General features: G+C 67.6%; 12 protein-coding genes. 7 read left to right on the top strand and 5 right to left on the bottom strand.

Annotated features, from left to right (window positions below):
* Positions 1-30: 30 nt before the first annotated feature.
* Positions 31-2,994, bottom strand: coding sequence for a TonB-dependent receptor (locus EIK80_RS14840; protein WP_125157767.1), 2,964 nt, complete (start codon positions 2,992-2,994; stop codon positions 31-33).
* A gap of 277 nt (positions 2,995-3,271) precedes the next feature.
* Here EIK80_RS14840 and EIK80_RS14835 point away from each other — a divergent pair, with 277 nt between their 5' ends.
* Positions 3,272-4,225 carry a LysR family transcriptional regulator gene (locus tag EIK80_RS14835; RefSeq protein WP_125157766.1) on the top strand — a complete coding sequence of 318 codons (954 nt, stop codon included), beginning with the start codon at positions 3,272-3,274 and terminating at the stop codon, positions 4,223-4,225.
* 29 nt (positions 4,226-4,254) lie between these two features.
* Here the strand turns inward: EIK80_RS14835 and EIK80_RS14830 are convergent, their stop codons facing one another.
* Both EIK80_RS14830 and EIK80_RS14825 read right to left on the bottom strand, forming a co-directional pair.
* Entirely contained in the window at positions 4,255-5,178 is a 924-nt protein-coding gene (locus EIK80_RS14830) for a hypothetical protein (protein ID WP_199743487.1), read from the bottom strand.
* Positions 5,179-5,183: 5 nt separating this feature from the next.
* The gene (locus EIK80_RS14825) at positions 5,184-6,398 is read right to left on the bottom strand and encodes a glycosyltransferase (RefSeq protein ID WP_125157765.1); all 1,215 of its coding nucleotides are present in this window, start codon (positions 6,396-6,398) and stop codon (positions 5,184-5,186) included.
* Positions 6,399-6,589: 191 nt separating this feature from the next.
* Here EIK80_RS14825 and EIK80_RS14820 point away from each other — a divergent pair, with 191 nt between their 5' ends.
* The 4 genes from EIK80_RS14820 (at position 6,590) to EIK80_RS14805 (ending at position 10,694) form a co-directional block, all read left to right on the top strand.
* Positions 6,590-7,840 (top strand): glycosyltransferase family 1 protein, encoded by a 1,251-nt coding sequence (locus tag EIK80_RS14820; protein WP_125157764.1) that lies wholly within the window; start codon positions 6,590-6,592, stop codon positions 7,838-7,840.
* A 19-nt stretch (positions 7,841-7,859) separates the two neighbouring features.
* Positions 7,860-9,056: an LptF/LptG family permease gene (locus EIK80_RS14815; protein WP_125157763.1), complete on the top strand. Its 1,197-nt coding sequence runs from the start codon at positions 7,860-7,862 to the stop codon at positions 9,054-9,056.
* A 578-nt stretch (positions 9,057-9,634) separates the two neighbouring features.
* On the top strand, positions 9,635-9,874 hold the full coding sequence (locus tag EIK80_RS14810) for a hypothetical protein (protein WP_125157762.1): 240 nt from the start codon (positions 9,635-9,637) through the stop codon (positions 9,872-9,874).
* Positions 9,875-10,067: 193 nt separating this feature from the next.
* Positions 10,068-10,694, top strand: a complete 627-nt coding sequence (locus tag EIK80_RS14805) for a helix-turn-helix domain-containing protein (RefSeq protein WP_233586649.1) — start codon at positions 10,068-10,070, stop codon at positions 10,692-10,694.
* 225 nt (positions 10,695-10,919) lie between these two features.
* Here EIK80_RS14805 and EIK80_RS14800 read toward each other — a convergent pair whose 3' ends face one another.
* Complete coding sequence (locus EIK80_RS14800; protein ID WP_233586647.1) at positions 10,920-12,707, bottom strand: alpha/beta hydrolase; 1,788 nt, start codon at positions 12,705-12,707, stop codon at positions 10,920-10,922.
* A 166-nt stretch (positions 12,708-12,873) separates the two neighbouring features.
* On the opposite strand from EIK80_RS14800, the gene EIK80_RS14795 reads away from it, so the two are divergent.
* Together EIK80_RS14795 and mgtA are read left to right on the top strand one after the other, a co-directional pair.
* Complete coding sequence (locus tag EIK80_RS14795) at positions 12,874-13,587, top strand: Bax inhibitor-1/YccA family protein (RefSeq protein WP_125157760.1); 714 nt, start codon at positions 12,874-12,876, stop codon at positions 13,585-13,587.
* Positions 13,584-16,130 carry a magnesium-translocating P-type ATPase gene (gene mgtA / locus EIK80_RS14790; protein ID WP_125157759.1) on the top strand — a complete coding sequence of 849 codons (2,547 nt, stop codon included), beginning with the start codon at positions 13,584-13,586 and terminating at the stop codon, positions 16,128-16,130. The genes EIK80_RS14795 and mgtA overlap by 4 nt, the downstream gene beginning before the upstream one ends.
* A gap of 60 nt (positions 16,131-16,190) precedes the next feature.
* Here mgtA and EIK80_RS14785 read toward each other — a convergent pair whose 3' ends face one another.
* Positions 16,191-16,634 (bottom strand): hypothetical protein, encoded by a 444-nt coding sequence (locus EIK80_RS14785; protein WP_125157758.1) that lies wholly within the window; start codon positions 16,632-16,634, stop codon positions 16,191-16,193.
* Positions 16,635-16,699: the final 65 nt, after the last annotated feature.

The following is a 16,699-nucleotide window of genomic DNA, read 5'->3' as shown; positions in this document are numbered from 1 at the left end:
CTCCCCCGTCTGGATCGAAAAGGGACTTGATCAGAAGCGGGCGGTGGCGCCGACGAAGATGTAGCGACCCAGCGAGTCGTACATCCCCGCAAAGAAGGCGCCGTTCGAGGTCTGGCCGCCCGTGCTGGCGGTCACAGGCGGATCCTTGTCGAAGGCGTTGTTGACGCCCAGGCGCAGGGTGACCTTCTCGGTGACATTGGCCGAAGCCGCGAAGTCGACATAGCTGACGCTGGGCATCTTCAGGTCGTAGGGCTGGTAGGTCCCGGTCAGGTAGATCGAGGTGCTCGACTTGTCGTTCTTCGTACCGCCGATATAGCGCCACGTGGTCGACAGGTTGACGCCGCTGGGCAGGGTCCAGTCGGCCACCAGGCGGTGACGCCATTCCGGGATCGGCTGACCGCAGGTGACGCCGAAATAGCCGTCGCAACGGTACGGCGCCAGGCCCGGCAGAATCTGGACCTCGTACTTGTCGGTCCTGGTGCCCGCGAAGTTCAGGCCCAGACGGCCCAGGTTCGCGCCAAACAGTTCCGGCAGATCGTGGGCGTAGCTGGCCGCGAAATCCAGGCCCTTGGTCTTCAGGTAGCCGGCGTTGATGCTGGTGGTGACGACATAGCCGCTGGTCACCAGCGAGCCGGTGGCGGGGTTACGCTTGATCAGTTCGCACGAGACGCCGGAATTGATGCACTGGTTCAGCTCGATGCTGGCCGGCACCGTGGTGATCAGCTTCTTCACGTCGATGTCGAAATAGTCGATCGAGAGGCTCAGGCCCTGCACGAAACGCGGGGTGAACTGGACGCCGAACGACTTGGTGTTCGAGGTCTCGGGATCCAGGTTCGGATTGCCTCCGACCATCGCGCCCGACTGCTGGCCGGCCGCCGGAGCGATCGAGCCGTACTGCAGCGCAGTCACACCGGACAGCGCGCATTGGGCGGCGGTCGCCTTGGGCGTCGCGCCTTCGCAGGGGTCGCTGATCGCGGCCGTCACGACCCGCTGGGGACCGAACAGCTCGACCAGGTTGGGGGCCCGAACGGCGCGCTGATAGCTGGCGCGCAGGCGCACGTCGCTGATCGGGGCCCACTCGCCGCCGCCCTTGTAGGCCCAGGTGTCGCCAGCGGTGCTATAGTCGGAATAGCGGACGCCGCCCTCGACCGACAGGCTCTTGAAGAACGGCTTGTTCTCGACCAGCGGGATCCGGATCTCGCCATAGACTTCCTTGACGTCGAACGAACCGGCGATCGGGAATTCACCGCCCGAGTTCCCGGCCACGTCGCGGCTGCTGTAGAAGCTGTCGGGCTGGAAGCTGATCTTTTCCTTGCGGTATTCGGCGCCGATGGCCACCCCGATCGGATAGGAGGCCAGCGGGCTGGTCACGCCCAGGTCGCCGGTCAAAGAGCCGCTGAGGATGCTCTCCTCGGTGTAGCCATCCCGGTGGACGACGTTCTGCACGTAGTTCAGCGCCGCGGGCGTGATGCCGTCGGCCTGGAACAGGTTGATCGGCACGCACGACGGATCGGTCCCGTTGACCACGGATTCGCAGACGATCTGGCCGCTGCTGTTGGTCACCGCGCGCAGAGCCTTGGCGAACTTGGCCAACGAGTAGTCGCCGGTCAGGCGCGAGCTGTAGTCGGTGCGGCCGTACTGGGCGTAGACGTCATAGCGCCAGTGCGAGGAGAGGTCGCCGCGCAGGCCCGCCACGCCGCGATAAGAGGTGTGGTTCGTGTAGTCGTGACGCGAGCCGCCCAGGGCGTTGCGCTGCGAGACGATGACATTGGCGCTCTGCGCGTCGGTCAGGCCGACCGAGGTGCAGATCAGGTTCTTTTCCTGAGCCGACATCAGCGGATTGTTGCAGTTGATCTTCTCGGAGACCGTGAACACGGCGGTGGGCGACAGTTTAATGTCGGCCTCGTCGCGCATGTACATCAGCTCGCCATAGGCCTCGACCTTGTCGGAGAACCGGTAGCGGGCGAACAGGTCGGCGTTGTAGCGCTTGTCGGGCGATTGCAGGTCGTAGGTGTTGCCGTTGTTGAAGCCGTCCGTGCTGCGATAGGTGCGCAGCGTATTGCCTTCCAGGGCGTAGCTGCCGCGGGTCGCGCCCGTGGTCGGGTTGGTCAGCTGGAACTGCACCGGATAGGTGGCGCTGGACAGCGAGCAGGCATAACCAGTCGCCGTGGCCGACAGGTTACAGGTCGAGAAGTCCCGATCCTTGGTGCCGACGCCGGAGATGTGCTTGTAGCTGAAGAAGCCGGTGACATTGCCGCGCCCCTCGGCGAAGTTCTTGCCCGCGGTGATCGAATAGCTCTGCTGCTCGCCGTCGAAGCTGCGGCCGAAGGCCGGCAACTGGCCGGCCGCCCGCGCCGCCGAGGCGATCCGATTGCCGTTCGAGTGCATGTAAAGGCCGCCCTGTGCGTCCACCTGCACGCCGTCGAAGTCGCGCTTGAGCATGAAGTTGACGACACCGGCCAGGGCGTCCGAGCCGTAGACGGCCGAGGCGCCGCCCGTGACCACGTCGATGCGCTGGATCAGAGCCGCCGGGATGTTGTTGATGTCGGCCGCCTGGGCCGCCGAGCGGGCCGGATCGCCCTGCATAAGGCGACGCCCGTCGATCAGGACGAGGGTCCGCTGGTTGCCGAGGTTGCGCAGGTTGATGGTGGCCGTGCCGCTGGCGCCGACCGTGCCGCCGCGGTTGCCGCTGCCTTGGTCCGCAAAGGCCTGCGGCAGGGTGTTGATCAGGTCCTCGACGCGCACGACGCCGCGTCGGGCGATTTCCTTGTCACCGATCGTGCTGACCGGGCTGACGCTGGTGGCGTCGGGGCTCTTGATGCGCGAGCCGGTGACGACGATCGCCTCGACCTGATCGGACGACGCTTCCTGAGCGCTGGCGACGGAACCGCAGGCCACGGCGGCCAGCACGGCGGTGGAGGCTAGTCCAAGCCACGACGCGCGCTTGCGGCGGATGTGGATCGCGTCGAACGCGAGACCGGGAAAGGACGACATCGAAGAACCCCCTTGGTTGTTGGCGCGCTCCGCCGACAGCCCTCCCAGCATTTTCTCTTTATTGTTGTTCACCCCGATAAGTAGAGATGATCAAAATTCGCGCTCCCCTGAGCACGACTTCGATCTTCCCTGCCCTCTATTTATACTGCTGGGTGGAAGCGCGATGAGGGAACGCTAGCGAGCCCCCTTAGAAAGGGAAATTCTTTGTAATTATCTCGCTATCGATCGCGCTTATAACCAACCCGGAGGCGCGATCCAGTCTTGCTGGAAATCCGCCGTGCCGCCTTCATCGACCGCTACGCTCCCCCGTCCCGCGGCCCGCACCCAGGCCATTTCGCTCCGCCAACTGAGGTTCTTCACGGCCCTGGCCGAGTCGGCGAACTTCAGCCGCGCCGCCGAGCGGATGATGGTGTCGCAGCCCGCGCTGAGCGCCGCGATCCGACAGGTCGAGGACCATATGGGCCTGCGCCTGTTCGACCGCAGCACCCACCATGTCGCCCTGACCGAGGCGGGCGCGGCCTTCCTGCCCCATGCTCGCCGCCTGCTGACCACCGCCGAGAACGCCTTCGTCGACATGACCGACGTGGCCACGCGCGGCCGGGCGGTCGTGCGCGTCGGCGTCATTCCCTCGGTGGTGCCGGCCGCGGCCGAAGCCATCGCGCGCCTGGGTCAGGAGCGCCCCGACATCTGCTTCCACCTGCGCGACGGCAAGAACGACAGCCTGATGGCCGACTTGCGGTCCGGCGCGCTGGACCTCGTCGTCGGCGTGCTGGGGCGGGTCGAGGACGATGTCGAGGCCAGCCTGATCACCGAGGACGAGATGATGCTGGCCGCGCCGGTCGACCACCCCCTCGCCTCGCATGACGTCCTGCCCTGGAGCGCCCTGGAAGGCGACGAGATCGTCCACTTCACCGGCGGCAGCATCGGCGAGCTGAGTTCGGCGGCCATGCGCCAGAACAACCTCTCGCCCTCCCAGCGTTTCCGCGTGGATCAGGTCGGCTCGCTGTTCGGGCTGGTCGGCGCCGGCATGGCCCTGGGCGTCATCCCCTGGCTCTACGCGCGAGGCTACGACACGGACAAGATCAGGCTCATCCCTCTGACCGCGCCGACCATCCGGCGCAAGCTGATGCTCTTCCAACGCGCCAAGTTGCGCGAAGAGCATCCCGCGGCTTGCGCCTTGGGATCGGCCCTGGCCCCGTCGCTGGGCGCGATCCTGTCGGGGAAGACCTAGCCGCCTCGCGTTCGCGCGGCTGGGCGCGGTCAGGCGCTCGTCGTGGGTCCGCGCGCGACACCACGGACCAGATCGACAGCGAAAAGCCCGATGATCACCGCCAAGTGCAGGCCAAGCGTCATGAGCGCCAGCGCCGCCAGCAACACCGCCACCGAGGACTGCGCGCCCAGCAGCAGAAGCATCAGGTTTCCGAACACCAGATCCTTGTTCGAGATCAGCGGGAGGCGTGAAACGAGATAGCGGATCGCCAGCACGACCAGCCACAGGCCTGGAGCGACGTCCGGCAACGCGATCCTCCAGATCAGAACGATCAGGGCCGTCGACGCCACGAGCCGAAACGCGTGCGCGACGGCGACATAGGCCAGTTGCCCCAGGCGCAGCGAGAACACCCGGCGCCCGAAGACCAGAAGGCCGACCGAGATCGCCACGGGAATGAGCCCAGACCACATCGCGGGCCCCAGCCGCTGGGCGAAGTCGAGATCCTGGAGCCGGGTGGCGCTGATCGCCGCCAGCGCCAGGGTCAGGAGATTGCCGAGCAGCGCCGAGACGATGTTGACGTCCTTGATGGCGCCGAAAGGCGCGGCGGCGCCGACCGCGCGCCGCGCCCAGACGTAGAGATAGGCCTCGCCGCTGTAACCGAGCACGACCTCGTTGATCACGGTCTTGCGCAACAGAGCCTCGAAGCCCGCCAGGGGCAGGTTCCAGAGCCGCCGGAAAACCGCGAAATCACAGATCGGCTGCGTCAGGTAGAGCAGCACCAAGACCGGCCAAACAAGGAGCGGAAGCCGGTTGATCGTCTTCAGGACGTCCGAGGTCGCGTCGTCCAGCTGGAGAACGATGGCCACGACCAGGCCAACCGACAGGGCGCCGCCCAGCACGTTCCACCATGGCGACGCCTTTTTTGTCGCGACCTCTGGCTTGTCGTCGGAGGGGGCGGCATCGGCTTGCGTCACGCGAGTCAAACGCTCGCGCCCGCCGGCGGCCGCCGGGCCGCGGGCCGCGGCTCGACTGACCGCCCCCTATCCGCGACACGTTGATAGTGCTCGAACAGGTCCGCGAAGTGGTCGGTGTCGCGCCTGACCCCGGCGGCCGCCTCGATCGCCGCAGCCTTCAATGCGCCCGGGTCGCGCGAGAACAGGCGACGGATGGCCGCCGCGGCCGCCTGGGTGTCGCCGGAGCGATAGACTTCCGAGGTCGACGGTTGGGCGAGGTCGGCGAAACCGCCGCGATCGGGCCCCACCAGTGGAAGGCCGCTAGCCATCGCCTCGGCCGGAAGCAGGCCGAAGGTCTCCGAGTCGCAGCCGTGCACCAGGACATCCGCGCTGGCCAGGTGAGCGGCCAGCAAGCCTCTGTCGCGGATCGGCGGGATCAGATGGACGTGAACCTTTCCGGCGGCCGCTCGCCGAACCCTCGCGCGGTCGATGCCGTCGCCCACCACGACGAGGCCGATCGGGACATCAGCGCGGGCTCTTGTCGTGGCCTCGATCACCATGGGCCAGCGCTTTTCAGGGTGGAAACGTCCGACCGCCAGGGCCAATTTCGCATCGTTCGGGCAGGAACAGGCCTCCAGCAGCTCCGACCTCAGACGTTCGTCCCGCAGTCGCGGCGAGAAAGAGCCACGATCCACGCCGAGCGGGATGCTCGTCACGGCCTCCAGGCCGTGATGCTCGAAGCGGCGACCCAGCCAGTGCCCGCCGGTCACGACGGAGGCGAAACGCCCCGTCAGCTTTCGAAGATAGTTCCAGAACCAGTCGAAGAGCTGATCGATCCTCTCGGGGCTGGCGACGGAGGCCAACCACCTCTGGGGATAGATCGCCACCGGGTCGGCGTGCATGAACATGGCGCGGGCGACGGGCGCGGACCAGTTGGCGACGATCCAGGCCCCGCGCCAAGGCGAGGACGCCTCGACCAGATCCGGCGACAGTGAATCGAGCCAGCGATGCACAGGTCCCGCTTCCCAGAACATGTGATAGTTCGCGTCGAACGGCAGCCGGGGAGCGCGAACCTGGATCAGGCCTCCCGAGGCGCGCGGTTCGAATCCGTCCTCCGGCCCCGGCGCGATGACGAAGAGTTCGTGGCCCAACTGGGCCGCCGCCTCGAACTTGCGATCGATATAGGTTCGCACGCCCCCGCCAGTGGGCGAATAGAACTCGGCGACATCCACTACCCGCATCGTGCTTCCTGAAATTACCCCGCCGGCACCCGTAGACCATCACCGTGACGGTGGCGCGGCGGGCCGCCTTCACAAAAAGACGACGTTAGCGGGTGTAGGTCTCATCGAGTTCGAGATTCCGTGTGGTGGTGGGGCAAGCGCGTCGTCGTAGTGGCCGGGGGGCCAGGGGCCGCGCTCGTGGAAGGACTGATATGGACATCAAGGCGTTGACGCGCACCGATGGTGTGCGCCCGTTGCGGATTGCCTTGTTCTCGGGGAACTACAACTACACCCTCGATGGCGCGAACAAGTCGCTGAACCGGTTGGTCGACCACCTGCAGCGCACCGTGGGCGCGGAGGTGCGGGTCTATTCCCCGACCGGCCCGAACCCTGCCTTCGAGCCTATGGGACAGCTGATCTCCGTGCCGTCCGTGAAGATCCCGTTCCGGCGGGACTACCGCCTGGCCCTGGGCCTCCCGCGCGCCTTGCGACGCGATATCCAGGCCTTCAAGCCCGACCTCATCCATCTGTCCGCGCCGGACCTTCTGGGCTCGGCGGCCTTGAAGTTCGCGCGCGCCCTGAAGGTCCCGGTGGTCGCCAGCCTGCACACGCTGTTCGACACCTATCTCGACTACTATGGCCTGGGCCGACTGCGCCCGTTGGTGCGTCGCCATCTCTGGAACTTCTATGGGGCTTGCGATTATGTCCTGGCCCCGACCGAAGCGATCGGCGACGAGCTTCGCGCCCATAACCTGCCGGTCCGCATCCGGACCTGGGCGCGCGGCGTCGATCCCGAACTCTTCCATCCCGGACGCCGCAGCGAGGCCTGGCGACTGAGCCAGGGTTTCGCCCCTGATCGTCCGGTGATCGTCTTTCTCGGGCGGATCGTCATGGAGAAAGGCCTGGCGGCATTCGCCGAGACCATCGGTCAACTGGAGGCGGCGGGCCACGCCCCGCAGGTGGTGGTGATCGGCGACGGACCCGGCCGATCCTGGTTCCAGGAGCGGATGCCCTCGGCCGTCTTCACCGGCTTCCTGACCGGAGAGACTCTGGCCACGGCCCTGGCCAGCGGCGACATCTTCCTCAATCCCAGCACCACCGAGACCTTCGGCAACGTCAATCTGGAAGCGATGGCCTGCGGCCTGGCGATGGTCTGCGCCGATGCGCCCAACACGCGCGCGCTGCTGCGCCACGGTCGCAACGCCCTCCTCTGCGCGGATCATCCTTCAGCCTATGCCGGCGCCCTGTCGGGTCTGCTCGTCCACCCGGAGGAACGACGGCGCCTGGGCGCCGCCGCGCTCGAGCGCAGCGCCGCCTATCGCTGGACGGAGGTTCTGGACGCGGTGCTGGACGTCTACGCCGAGGCCCTGGACGCGCGCCCCGCTCCGCAAGCCCCCGCCGTGCGCGTGTGGCGCTCACCGGCCAAGGTCGAGCCGCAGGCCGCCGGCCTGCCGGCGCTTTGAAGCCCCGCGCGTATCGCCCATGTTCCCGACCATACTTGACCGCTACCTGCTGCGGCGGACTTTGACGCCGATGGCCGCCGTGCTGATCAGCACGATGGTGGCGTTCCTGATGGAGCGTCTGATGCGGTCCTTCCAACTGCTCTCTCAGACGACGGAAGGCTTCAAGTTCCTGACCGAGCTGCTGGTCAATCTCGTCCCGCACTATGTGGGCCTGACCCTGCCCGGCGGCTTTTTCATCGGCTTGTTCGTGGTCGTGAACGGCCTCAACAAGAGTTCGGAGATCGACGCGATCCTGGCCAGCGGCATATCGCTGGGCCGGTTCGCCGCGCCCTTCGTCGGCCTTGGCCTCCTGCTGATGGTCTTTAGCGTGGTGTTGTTCGGCTTCATCCAGCCCTATAGCCGCTACGCCTATCACGCGGTCCTGCACGCGGCCGAGAACGCCGGATGGAACGGCGACGTCAGGCCCAAGGCCTTGCTCAACGCCGGGCCCGACGTCTTCCTGACCGCCGATGACGCCGACGCCAGCGGACGTCGTCTCCAACATGTCTTCATCCGCAAGATCGGTCCCGACGGACGCGAGGACGTCCTGACGGCGGTCTCGGCCGAGGTCAGCAAGGACGCGGGCGATCAAAGCGTGAAGCTGGAGCTGCGCGACGGTCGACAGGTCAGCACGACCCGCGACGCCCGGGTCTATGTCGCCCGATTCTCGCGCTTCGCCTTCGATCTGCCCCTGTCGCAGTCGGCCAAGCTGCTGCGGCTGCGGGGCGACGAGGTCAGCGAGCTGACTCTGGTCGAACTGGCCCAACAGGGCTTTGGCGCCGCGCGACCCGCCCTTCCCCGGCAGACCTTGCTGGCCGAACTCTATGCTCGGTCCTCGCGGGCGCTGATCCTGCCCCTGCTGCCGCTCCTGGCCGTTCCGTTCGGCCTGAGCGCCAAGCGCGCGGGCTCGGGGTCGGCCATGGCCACTGGCGGGGTTCTGCTGTTCCTCTTCGAGACCTCCATGATCCTCGGCCAGGCCATGGTCTCGGCGGCTCGCCTTCCGGCGGCCGTGACGGTCGGCGGGCCGGCCGCGCTCTTCGCGATTATCTGCGTCGCCACCTGGGTGACCAGCCGCCGACGCCCCGGCGAGAATCCCGTCAGTTGGCTGACCGAGCACGTCGCCGCCGCCTTCGCCGCCGTCGCACGGGCGCTCCGCATGCGTCGCGTCGCGCCGTAGCCGGCCGCTTCCCGAACGCTCGCCACTGACGGCGGTCTATCCGCGGCGATCGCGATAGAACGCCGCTCTTGACGGTCCAGCTCAATCGCTCATGGTGGCGACGCGAACTTTGGCCGCGCACACGCCATAATGGCAATACCGAGCTAACGGCGCTTCAGGAGATAGCGGGCGCATGTCTCTGATCACCTACGACACCTTCCGGAAATTCGTACCGAAGATCGGACCTCAGAGCGCGGAGGCCTGGTGCGCCGCGCTGGCGCGGGCGGGCGATATGTGCGGCATCACCGGCCGGCGCGCGACCGTTCACTGGCTTGGCCAGATGGCCCATGAGTCCATGGGATTTCGAACGTTCGAGGAAGATCTGTGGTACTCGGCCGCGCAAATTCGCAAGACCTGGCCTGGACGCTTCAAGACCGTCGACCCCACGCCGTTCGCCGGAAATCCAAAGGCGCTCGCCAACAAGGTCTACAACGGCCGCATGGGCAACCGCGAGGGCTCGGACGACGGCTATTACTTCCGAGGCCGGGGGGCCCAAGCAACTGACCGGACGCGACAACTATACGCTCTTTGGCGCGTGGTTGGCGTCTCGACGACCCGATGTCGGCGATATCCGCCTGAAGCCGGAGCTGGTCGCCGGCCCGGATATCGGGTCCCTCGCCGCGGCCTGGTTCTGGGACAAGAACCACCTGTCGGCGATCCTGCAGGCCGACAGCAACGACGAAAGCGCGAGCAGGAAGATCACCCAGGCGATCAACAACGGCCAAACCGGCTGGGAGTCGCGATGGACCTGGACCCAAAGGGCCATGACGATCTGGTAACCCGCGTCCGATCGACCGCACTGGACGGTCCGACAGCGGCACCGACGCACACGTCCACGGAGGTCTGCACGCCAGGGTTAAGTATTGTTCCCAATGGTGTGGTTGGGGCGTGCGGCACTATCCCTGTCATCGCGCCGCAGGGAGAGCCACGATGTCGATGTACGCCTTACCGAGATCCGCCGCCGCTCCAGCGATGACGTCGCTTTATCCGCCCATGGCCGACATGTTCGGCGACATGGGCGTCAGCATCGCCTACGCCAGCGACGAAGAAATCTACGCCCAGGGCGAAGAGACCGATCTCGTCTATCAGGTCCAGAGCGGCGCGGTGCGCGCCTCGCGCCTGACCAGCGACGGCCGCCGCCAGATCGCCGGCTTCTATTATCCGGGCGATCTCTTCGGCCTGGAGACCGGGCCCGCGCACCTGTCCTCGGCCGAGGCGCTGGGCCCCACCCGCGTCCTGGTCGCCCGGCGCTCGACCATGCGCCATCGCGGCGAGGCCGGCCACGGCCTGGAACGGGCCATCTGGCAGGCCACCGGCTCGGAGCTGGAACGGGCGCACGAGCACATGATGCTCCTGGCCCGCAAGAGCGCCTTGGAGAAGGTCGCCGGCTTCCTGTCCGACGTGGCCAAGCGACAGCGGTCGGTCTGGAGCGAGTTGGCGATGAGCCGCCAGGACATCGCCGATCACCTGGGCCTGAGCATCGAGACCGTCTCGCGCATGTTCAGCCAGCTGCAGAGCGAAGGCCTCATCGCCCTGGAGGGCTGCCGTCGCTTCCGCGTCGCCTCCCCCGCCAGGCTGGCCGCCCGCGCCGCGCCCTAGGCGGTGTCCGTGGGCCTATGGCCCGAGGCGGTCCCGCGTTCTTACCGCCGTGCGCGCCAAGGTGCAGCAGAGCCATGCCGGGGCGCCATCGGCGTCCACAGGGTCAACAGTCGCAGCAGGACCGTCGAGGCGAAGACCAGCCCCAAGGTGGCGACGATCGAAGCCATGATCAGCGCGATGAAGCTCGTGGTCGGCGCGGGCTTGGCTTGTGCTGTTTCCCGCGAGTCAGCGTTCGAGAACATAGCGCCCCGGCGCGGGCGCGCGACTGCCTTTCCCGGGCTGGTCGGCCGGTTCCAGCGTCCGGGCCGGAACGGACGGACCCGAGCGATCGGCCAGCCATTTCGCCCATTGCGGCCACCAGGATCCCTCTCCCTGCTCGGCCTGGCCGAGCCAGGCCTCGGGGTCGACATAGCGGCCGTCGGCCGGCCGCGTCCGGCGACGCCATCGCCGGCCCGGACGACGCGGTTCGGAGATGATGCCGGCGTTATGCCCGCCACTGGTCAGCAGGAAGGTGACCTCGGCGCCAGTCAGCAGATGGATCTTGAAGACCGAACGCCATGGCGCGACGTGGTCCCATTCGGCGCCGACGGCGAAGATCGGGACCCGGATATCCTCCAGGGCGATGGGCCGCCCCTCGACCAGGAACCGCCCCTCGGCCAGATCATCGTTCAAGAACAATGAATGAAGATATTGGCTGTGCATGGCGTAGGGCAGTCTGGTGCCATCGCTGTTCCAGGCCATCAGATCGCTCATGGGCGCGCGCTCGCCCATCAGGTAGTCCCGCACCAGGCGCGACCAGACAAGGTCGTTGGAACGCAGAATCTGGAAAGCCCCGCTCATCTGACGCGGGTCGAGATAGCCCCTGGACCACATCAGGTCCTCCAGGAAGCGCACCTGACCCGCATCGATGAACAGGCCCAGTTCCCCTGGCTCGCTGAACTCCGTCTGCGCGGCCAGCAGCGTCACGCTCGCCAGTCGCTCATCGCCGTCGCGCGCCATGGCCGCGGCGGCGATGGCCAGCAAGGTTCCGCCCAGGCAGTATCCCACCGCGTGAACGGCGCTGGCTCCGGTCTCCGCGACCACCGCGTCCAGCGCCGCCAGGAAACCCTGACGCCGGTAATCCTCCAGGTCCAGGCCCCGATCCGCCGGGCCTGGATTGCGCCAGGAGATCATGAAGACGCAAAACCCTTGGTCCACCAGCCAACGCACCAGGGAGTTCTCGGGCGACAGGTCCAGGATGTAGAACTTCATGATCCAGGCCGGGGTGATCAGCACAGGCTCGGGCCGGACCTGCGCGGTGGCGGGCGCATAGCGGATCAGCTCGATCAGATCGTTGCGAAACACCACCTGCCCCGGCGTGATCGCCACCTCATGGCCAGGACGAAAGGCTTCCGCCCCGGCCGGCGGCTCACCGGAGAGCCCGCGGCGGACATCATCGAGGAGATTGGCCGCGCCTTGGGCCAGGCAGACGCCGCCTGTCTTGGCGACCTTGGCCTGGACGACGGGATTGGTGAGCACGAAGTTCGACGGCGCCAGGACATCCAGCATCTGGCGCGCGGCGAAGCGCGCCATGGCCTGATGCGGCGCGGTGACGCCCGGCACGCCAGTCAAGGCCGCATCCCACCATTGTTGCTGCAGCAGGAAGCCCTGCTCAAGCAGATTGAAGGGCCAGGTTCGCCAAGCCGGATCATCGAACCGGTGGTCCTGGGGCAAGGGTGTGATCGCCGGCGCGGCGGCCGAGCCTTCCAGAAGGGCGCGCCCGGTGAAGTCGGCCAAGCGCGACATCTTGCGTCCGGCCTTGACGCCCAGGCGCCACTGGCGGCCGGGCGAAAGAGCCAGGTGAGTGGCCCAGTCGGCATAGGCGGAGAGGATCGAAAGCGGCGAGAGCCCGCCGGTCATCCGCGCCAGCCCCGCGCTGGCCAGGCGATCCAGACGTTCAGCCCACGCATCGCCGGGATCGTCGGCCTTGGCGGCTGGCGGCTGGCGGCTGTCGATCGCAAGAGCGGCGGTCACGGCGGGCTCTCCTCCACCAAGGCGGCGTGCGCTTGACCTACCGCGACGTCGGCGCGGGCGAACCTCGCAAATCTACGTAGCTTTCCCAATTGGGCGCGGCGGTCGCCCCGACCACCCTCCGCGCGTCTGGTTCCCGGCGCCGAGAGCGACGGCGGAGGAGAAAGCGATGCCTAGGCGCGGAGACGACCTTGACCTTGGCGCGGCCCTATCGGTCCCGCCCGATCGGGCGACGGATTTCATGGCCTCGGTCTGGGCCTGGATGGCTGGCGGCGTGTTGATCTCGGCGGCCGCGGCCTGGAGCGCGGCCTATCTGCCGGCCGTTTCGCGGGCCCTGTTCACCGACCAGGGTCTGACGGGCGTCGGCTGGATGGTGACCCTGGCGCCCCTGCTGATCGTGCTGCCCCTCAGCGCCTCGATCACCCGCCTCTCTCCCGCCGTCGCGGCGATGATGTTTCTGAGCTACGCCGCGCTGGTCGGACTATCCCTGGGCGGGCTGGTGATGGCCTATTCCGGCCATGACCTGGCCCTGGCCCTGGTGTGCGTCGCGGCTGGCTTCGGCGTCATGGCCGCGCTCGGCGCGGTGACACGGATCGATCTTGGCGGCCTGGGAGTCTTCATGACCATGAGCGTCGTGACCTTGCTCCTGGCCATGGTGGCCAACCTCTTTCTGCGATCCTCGCCTCTGGACCTCGCGATTTGCGCGATGGGCGCCCTGATATTCGCCGGTCTGACCGCCTTCGATGTCCAGCGCTTGCGGCGCCTCGCCGCCGAAGGCTGGAATGGCGCCCCGCGGCCGGCGGTCATGGGCGGCCTGACGCTCTATCTTGATCTGCTGAACCTCTTCCTGTTCGCGCTTCGCCTGACCGGGCGCCGGCGGTGAGCGCCAAGCTCCCGCCGTTCTGGCGGCAAGGCGCCGACGTCCTGCTCAAGACCCTGGGGAGCGATCTCCAGGGTCTTTCGACGCAGGAAGCCGTGCGCCGACTGGCCGTGGATGGCCCCAACAGCCTCGCCCCGAGCACGCACAGCCATCCCCTGGCGGATCTGCTGCGGCGCCTGGCGAACCCCTTGGTAGCCATCCTGCTGGTGGCCGCCGCGATCGCCGGGGCCACGGGAGACGCGCCCAGTTTCGTGATCATCGTCGCCGTCGTCCTGGCGTCCACCGGGCTGGACATGATCCAGGAACATCGCGCGCGGGCGAGCGCGGAGGCCTTGCGCCAAACGATCGCGTTGCGCGCTCGCGCCTGGCGAGACGGCAAGGCCGGCGAAGTTCCCGCCGCCCAGTTGGTGGCTGGCGACGTCGTCGACTTGGCGGCAGGCGACCTTGTGCCGGCCGACGGCGTGGTGCTGGCCGCCAACAATGTCCAGGTCAACCAAGCCCTGCTGACCGGCGAGCCCTATCCGGTGGAGAAAGCCGTCGAGCCCGCCGCGACGGAAGCCACCTTGGCGGACGCGCGCAACGCCCTGTTCGAGGGCGCCTCGGTGGTCGCCGGCACGGCCAGAATGCTGGTGGCCGCCACCGGCCCGCGCACCCGGCTTGGCGCCATCGCCCGAGCCTTGGGCAAGGCGCAGCCGCCCACCGCGTTCGAGCGCGGCGTTCACCAGCTGGGGGTCCTGATCGTTCGCCTGACCCTGTTCCTGGTGCTCTTCGTGCTGCTGGCCCACTTGGCGCTGGGTCGACCGGCCCTTCAGTCGTTCCTGTTCGCCATGGCCCTGGCGGTCGGGCTGACGCCCGAACTCCTGCCGATGATCATGACCGTGGCCCTGTCGCGCGGCGCCCAGCGCATGGCCGCCGCCAAGGTGGTGGTCAAGCGCCTGTCGGCGATCCACGACCTGGGTCAGATGGACATCCTTTGCACCGACAAGACGGGCACGTTGACCCAGGCGCGCATAGCGCTGGTCGCCCATCCCGGGATCGACGGCGAAGACGATGACCAGGTGGCCGAATGGGCGGCGATCAACGCGCGCTTCGAGACCGGTCTGAGGAGTCCCCTCGACGAGGCGTTGCTCCAGCACATGTCCGACCGCGACCTCAACGGCTGGCGCAAGCTCGACGAGCGCCCCTTCGATTTCGAACGACGGCGGGTCTCGGTCCTCGTCGAGCGCGCCGCCGACGGCGTCCGGCTCGAGATCGTCAAGGGCGCCCCCGAAACCCTGCTGACCCTTTGCGCGAACGCTCAGGACCGCTCGGGAGCGGTCAGACCGCTCGACGCGGCGCTTCGTCAGCGCCTGGCCGACCTCCAGGCCGACCGCGCCGCCCAAGGGCTGCGTCTCCTGGGCGTGGCGTTCAGATCCGCCGCCGGCCGCCAAACCATCGGCCAGGATGACGACGCAGGTCTTGTGTTCCTGGGCTTCTGCGTCTTCGTGGACCCGCCCAAGGCCAGCGCCACCCAGGCGATCTCCCGGCTTCAGGCGGCCGGCGTACGGGTCAAGGTGATCTCGGGCGACGCCGCGGCCGTCGTGCAGCATCTGGTCACCACGCTGAACTTGCCGGTCGAGGGCCTGTTGACCGGGGAGATGATCGACAAGCTCAACGACCAGGCTCTGGCCGTCCGGGTCGAACACACCGATCTCTTCGCCCGCGTCACGCCTGACCAGAAGACCCGGATCGTCCACGCCTTGCGCGCGCGTGGTCATACGGTCGGTTTCCTCGGCGATGGGATCAACGACGCCCCGGCGATCAGGGCCGCCGATGTCGGCCTGTCGGTCGACGGCGCCACGGACGTGGCGCGCGAGGCGGCCGACATGATCCTGCTAGATCAGGACCTTTCCGTCTTGGCCGACGGGGTGGCCGAGGGACGGCGCACCTACGCCAACATCATGAAATACGTGCGGATGGGCACCAGCTCCAACTTCGGCAACATGCTGACCATGGCGCTGGCCTCGCTGGCCCTGCCCTTCCTGCCGCTGACCGCCGTCCAGGTGCTGCTCAACAACCTGATCTACGATCTTGCGCAGGTCGGCATTCCGCTCGATGGGGCGGACGCTTCGGACCTGTCGCGTCCCAGAGCCTGGGACATGCGCGGCCTGATGCGCTTCACAGCGATCATGGGACCGCTGTCATCGGTGTTCGATGTCGCCACCTTCGCCCTGCTGCTGTGGGTGTTCCACGCCGATGTGGCCCAGTTTCGCGCCGCCTGGTTCATTGAATCCATGGCCAGCCAGATCCTGGTGATCTTCGTGATCCGGACGGCGGGTCCGGCCTTGGCCAGCCGCGCGCATCCGGCCCTGACCGCCACGGCGCTCGCCGGTCTGGCCCTCGCCCTGGCCTTGCCGCTCCTGCCATGGGGCGCGGTGCTGGGCTTCGCGCCCCCGACCGGGGCGACCCTGGCGGCGATCGCCGGGCTGGTGGGGACCTATCTCGTCTGCGCGGAGGGTCTAAAGCGCCTGGCGCTAGGTCAAGCGCACGACGGGAGGATCTTCTAGATCCTCGCGCCGTGTGGGCCCTCAGCGAGACCGAGCCCCACGCGGTTCGAGACCAGACGCCTAGCCGAAGACGATTCTCGCGCCTCCGGCGGCGATCATCAGGGCCAGTCCTCGACCTTCGAGGTTTAGGCGGATCTCCACGCCCTTGCCGTTGCGCAAGATCGCCGCGCCGCGGCCCAGGACCAAGGCGCCGCTCGCGCCCGCGCCCCAATAGACTCCTTCGAAGTCGGCGAGGGACTTCAAGTGGCGAACCTCGGCCGTTCCTTCGAGGCGCTCGGCGCCGACGCCGACCGCGGCCAGGCCGTTGACGCGGAAGTCATAGCGTCGCCCCTGGAAAGTCAGGCGACCAGCGCCCGACTGGTAGCCGACGACCAAGGCCAGGTTTTCTCCCCTGAACGTGGCTTGCGCCGTATCGGAACGGCCCTGGCCGAACGCGGCCATTGGCGCCAGCGGCATGGCCGCGGCCAAGGTCATCAAGGTTCTACGGTTGAGATATCGAGGCATGGCGGAGCTTCTCCAGGGCGCGGCGGGGATGGCCAAGGTCGCGCCGCTCGGCGCTCAATCGCATG

The sequence above is a fragment of the Caulobacter sp. 602-1 genome, from assembly GCF_003931565.1.
GTDB lineage: Bacteria > Pseudomonadota > Alphaproteobacteria > Caulobacterales > Caulobacteraceae > Caulobacter.
Note: the sequence above shows the minus strand (reverse complement) of the source record. Positions and strands in the feature narration are given on the sequence as shown.

Bases quoted from the DNA above. Each gene is read 5' to 3' on its own strand.
- EIK80_RS14840 (WP_125157767.1), bottom strand. From the start codon at position 2,994: ATGTCGTCCTTTCCCGGTCTCGCGTTCGACGCGATCCACATCCGCCGC.
- EIK80_RS14825 (WP_125157765.1), bottom strand. From the start codon at position 6,398: ATGCGGGTAGTGGATGTCGCCGAGTTCTATTCGCCCACTGGCGGGGGC.
- EIK80_RS14820 (WP_125157764.1), top strand. From the start codon at position 6,590: ATGGACATCAAGGCGTTGACGCGCACCGATGGTGTGCGCCCGTTGCGG.
- EIK80_RS14815 (WP_125157763.1), top strand. From the start codon at position 7,860: ATGTTCCCGACCATACTTGACCGCTACCTGCTGCGGCGGACTTTGACG.
- EIK80_RS14805 (WP_233586649.1), top strand. From the start codon at position 10,068: ATGACGTCGCTTTATCCGCCCATGGCCGACATGTTCGGCGACATGGGC.
- EIK80_RS14795 (WP_125157760.1), top strand. From the start codon at position 12,874: ATGCCTAGGCGCGGAGACGACCTTGACCTTGGCGCGGCCCTATCGGTC.
- EIK80_RS14785 (WP_125157758.1), bottom strand. From the start codon at position 16,634: ATGCCTCGATATCTCAACCGTAGAACCTTGATGACCTTGGCCGCGGCC.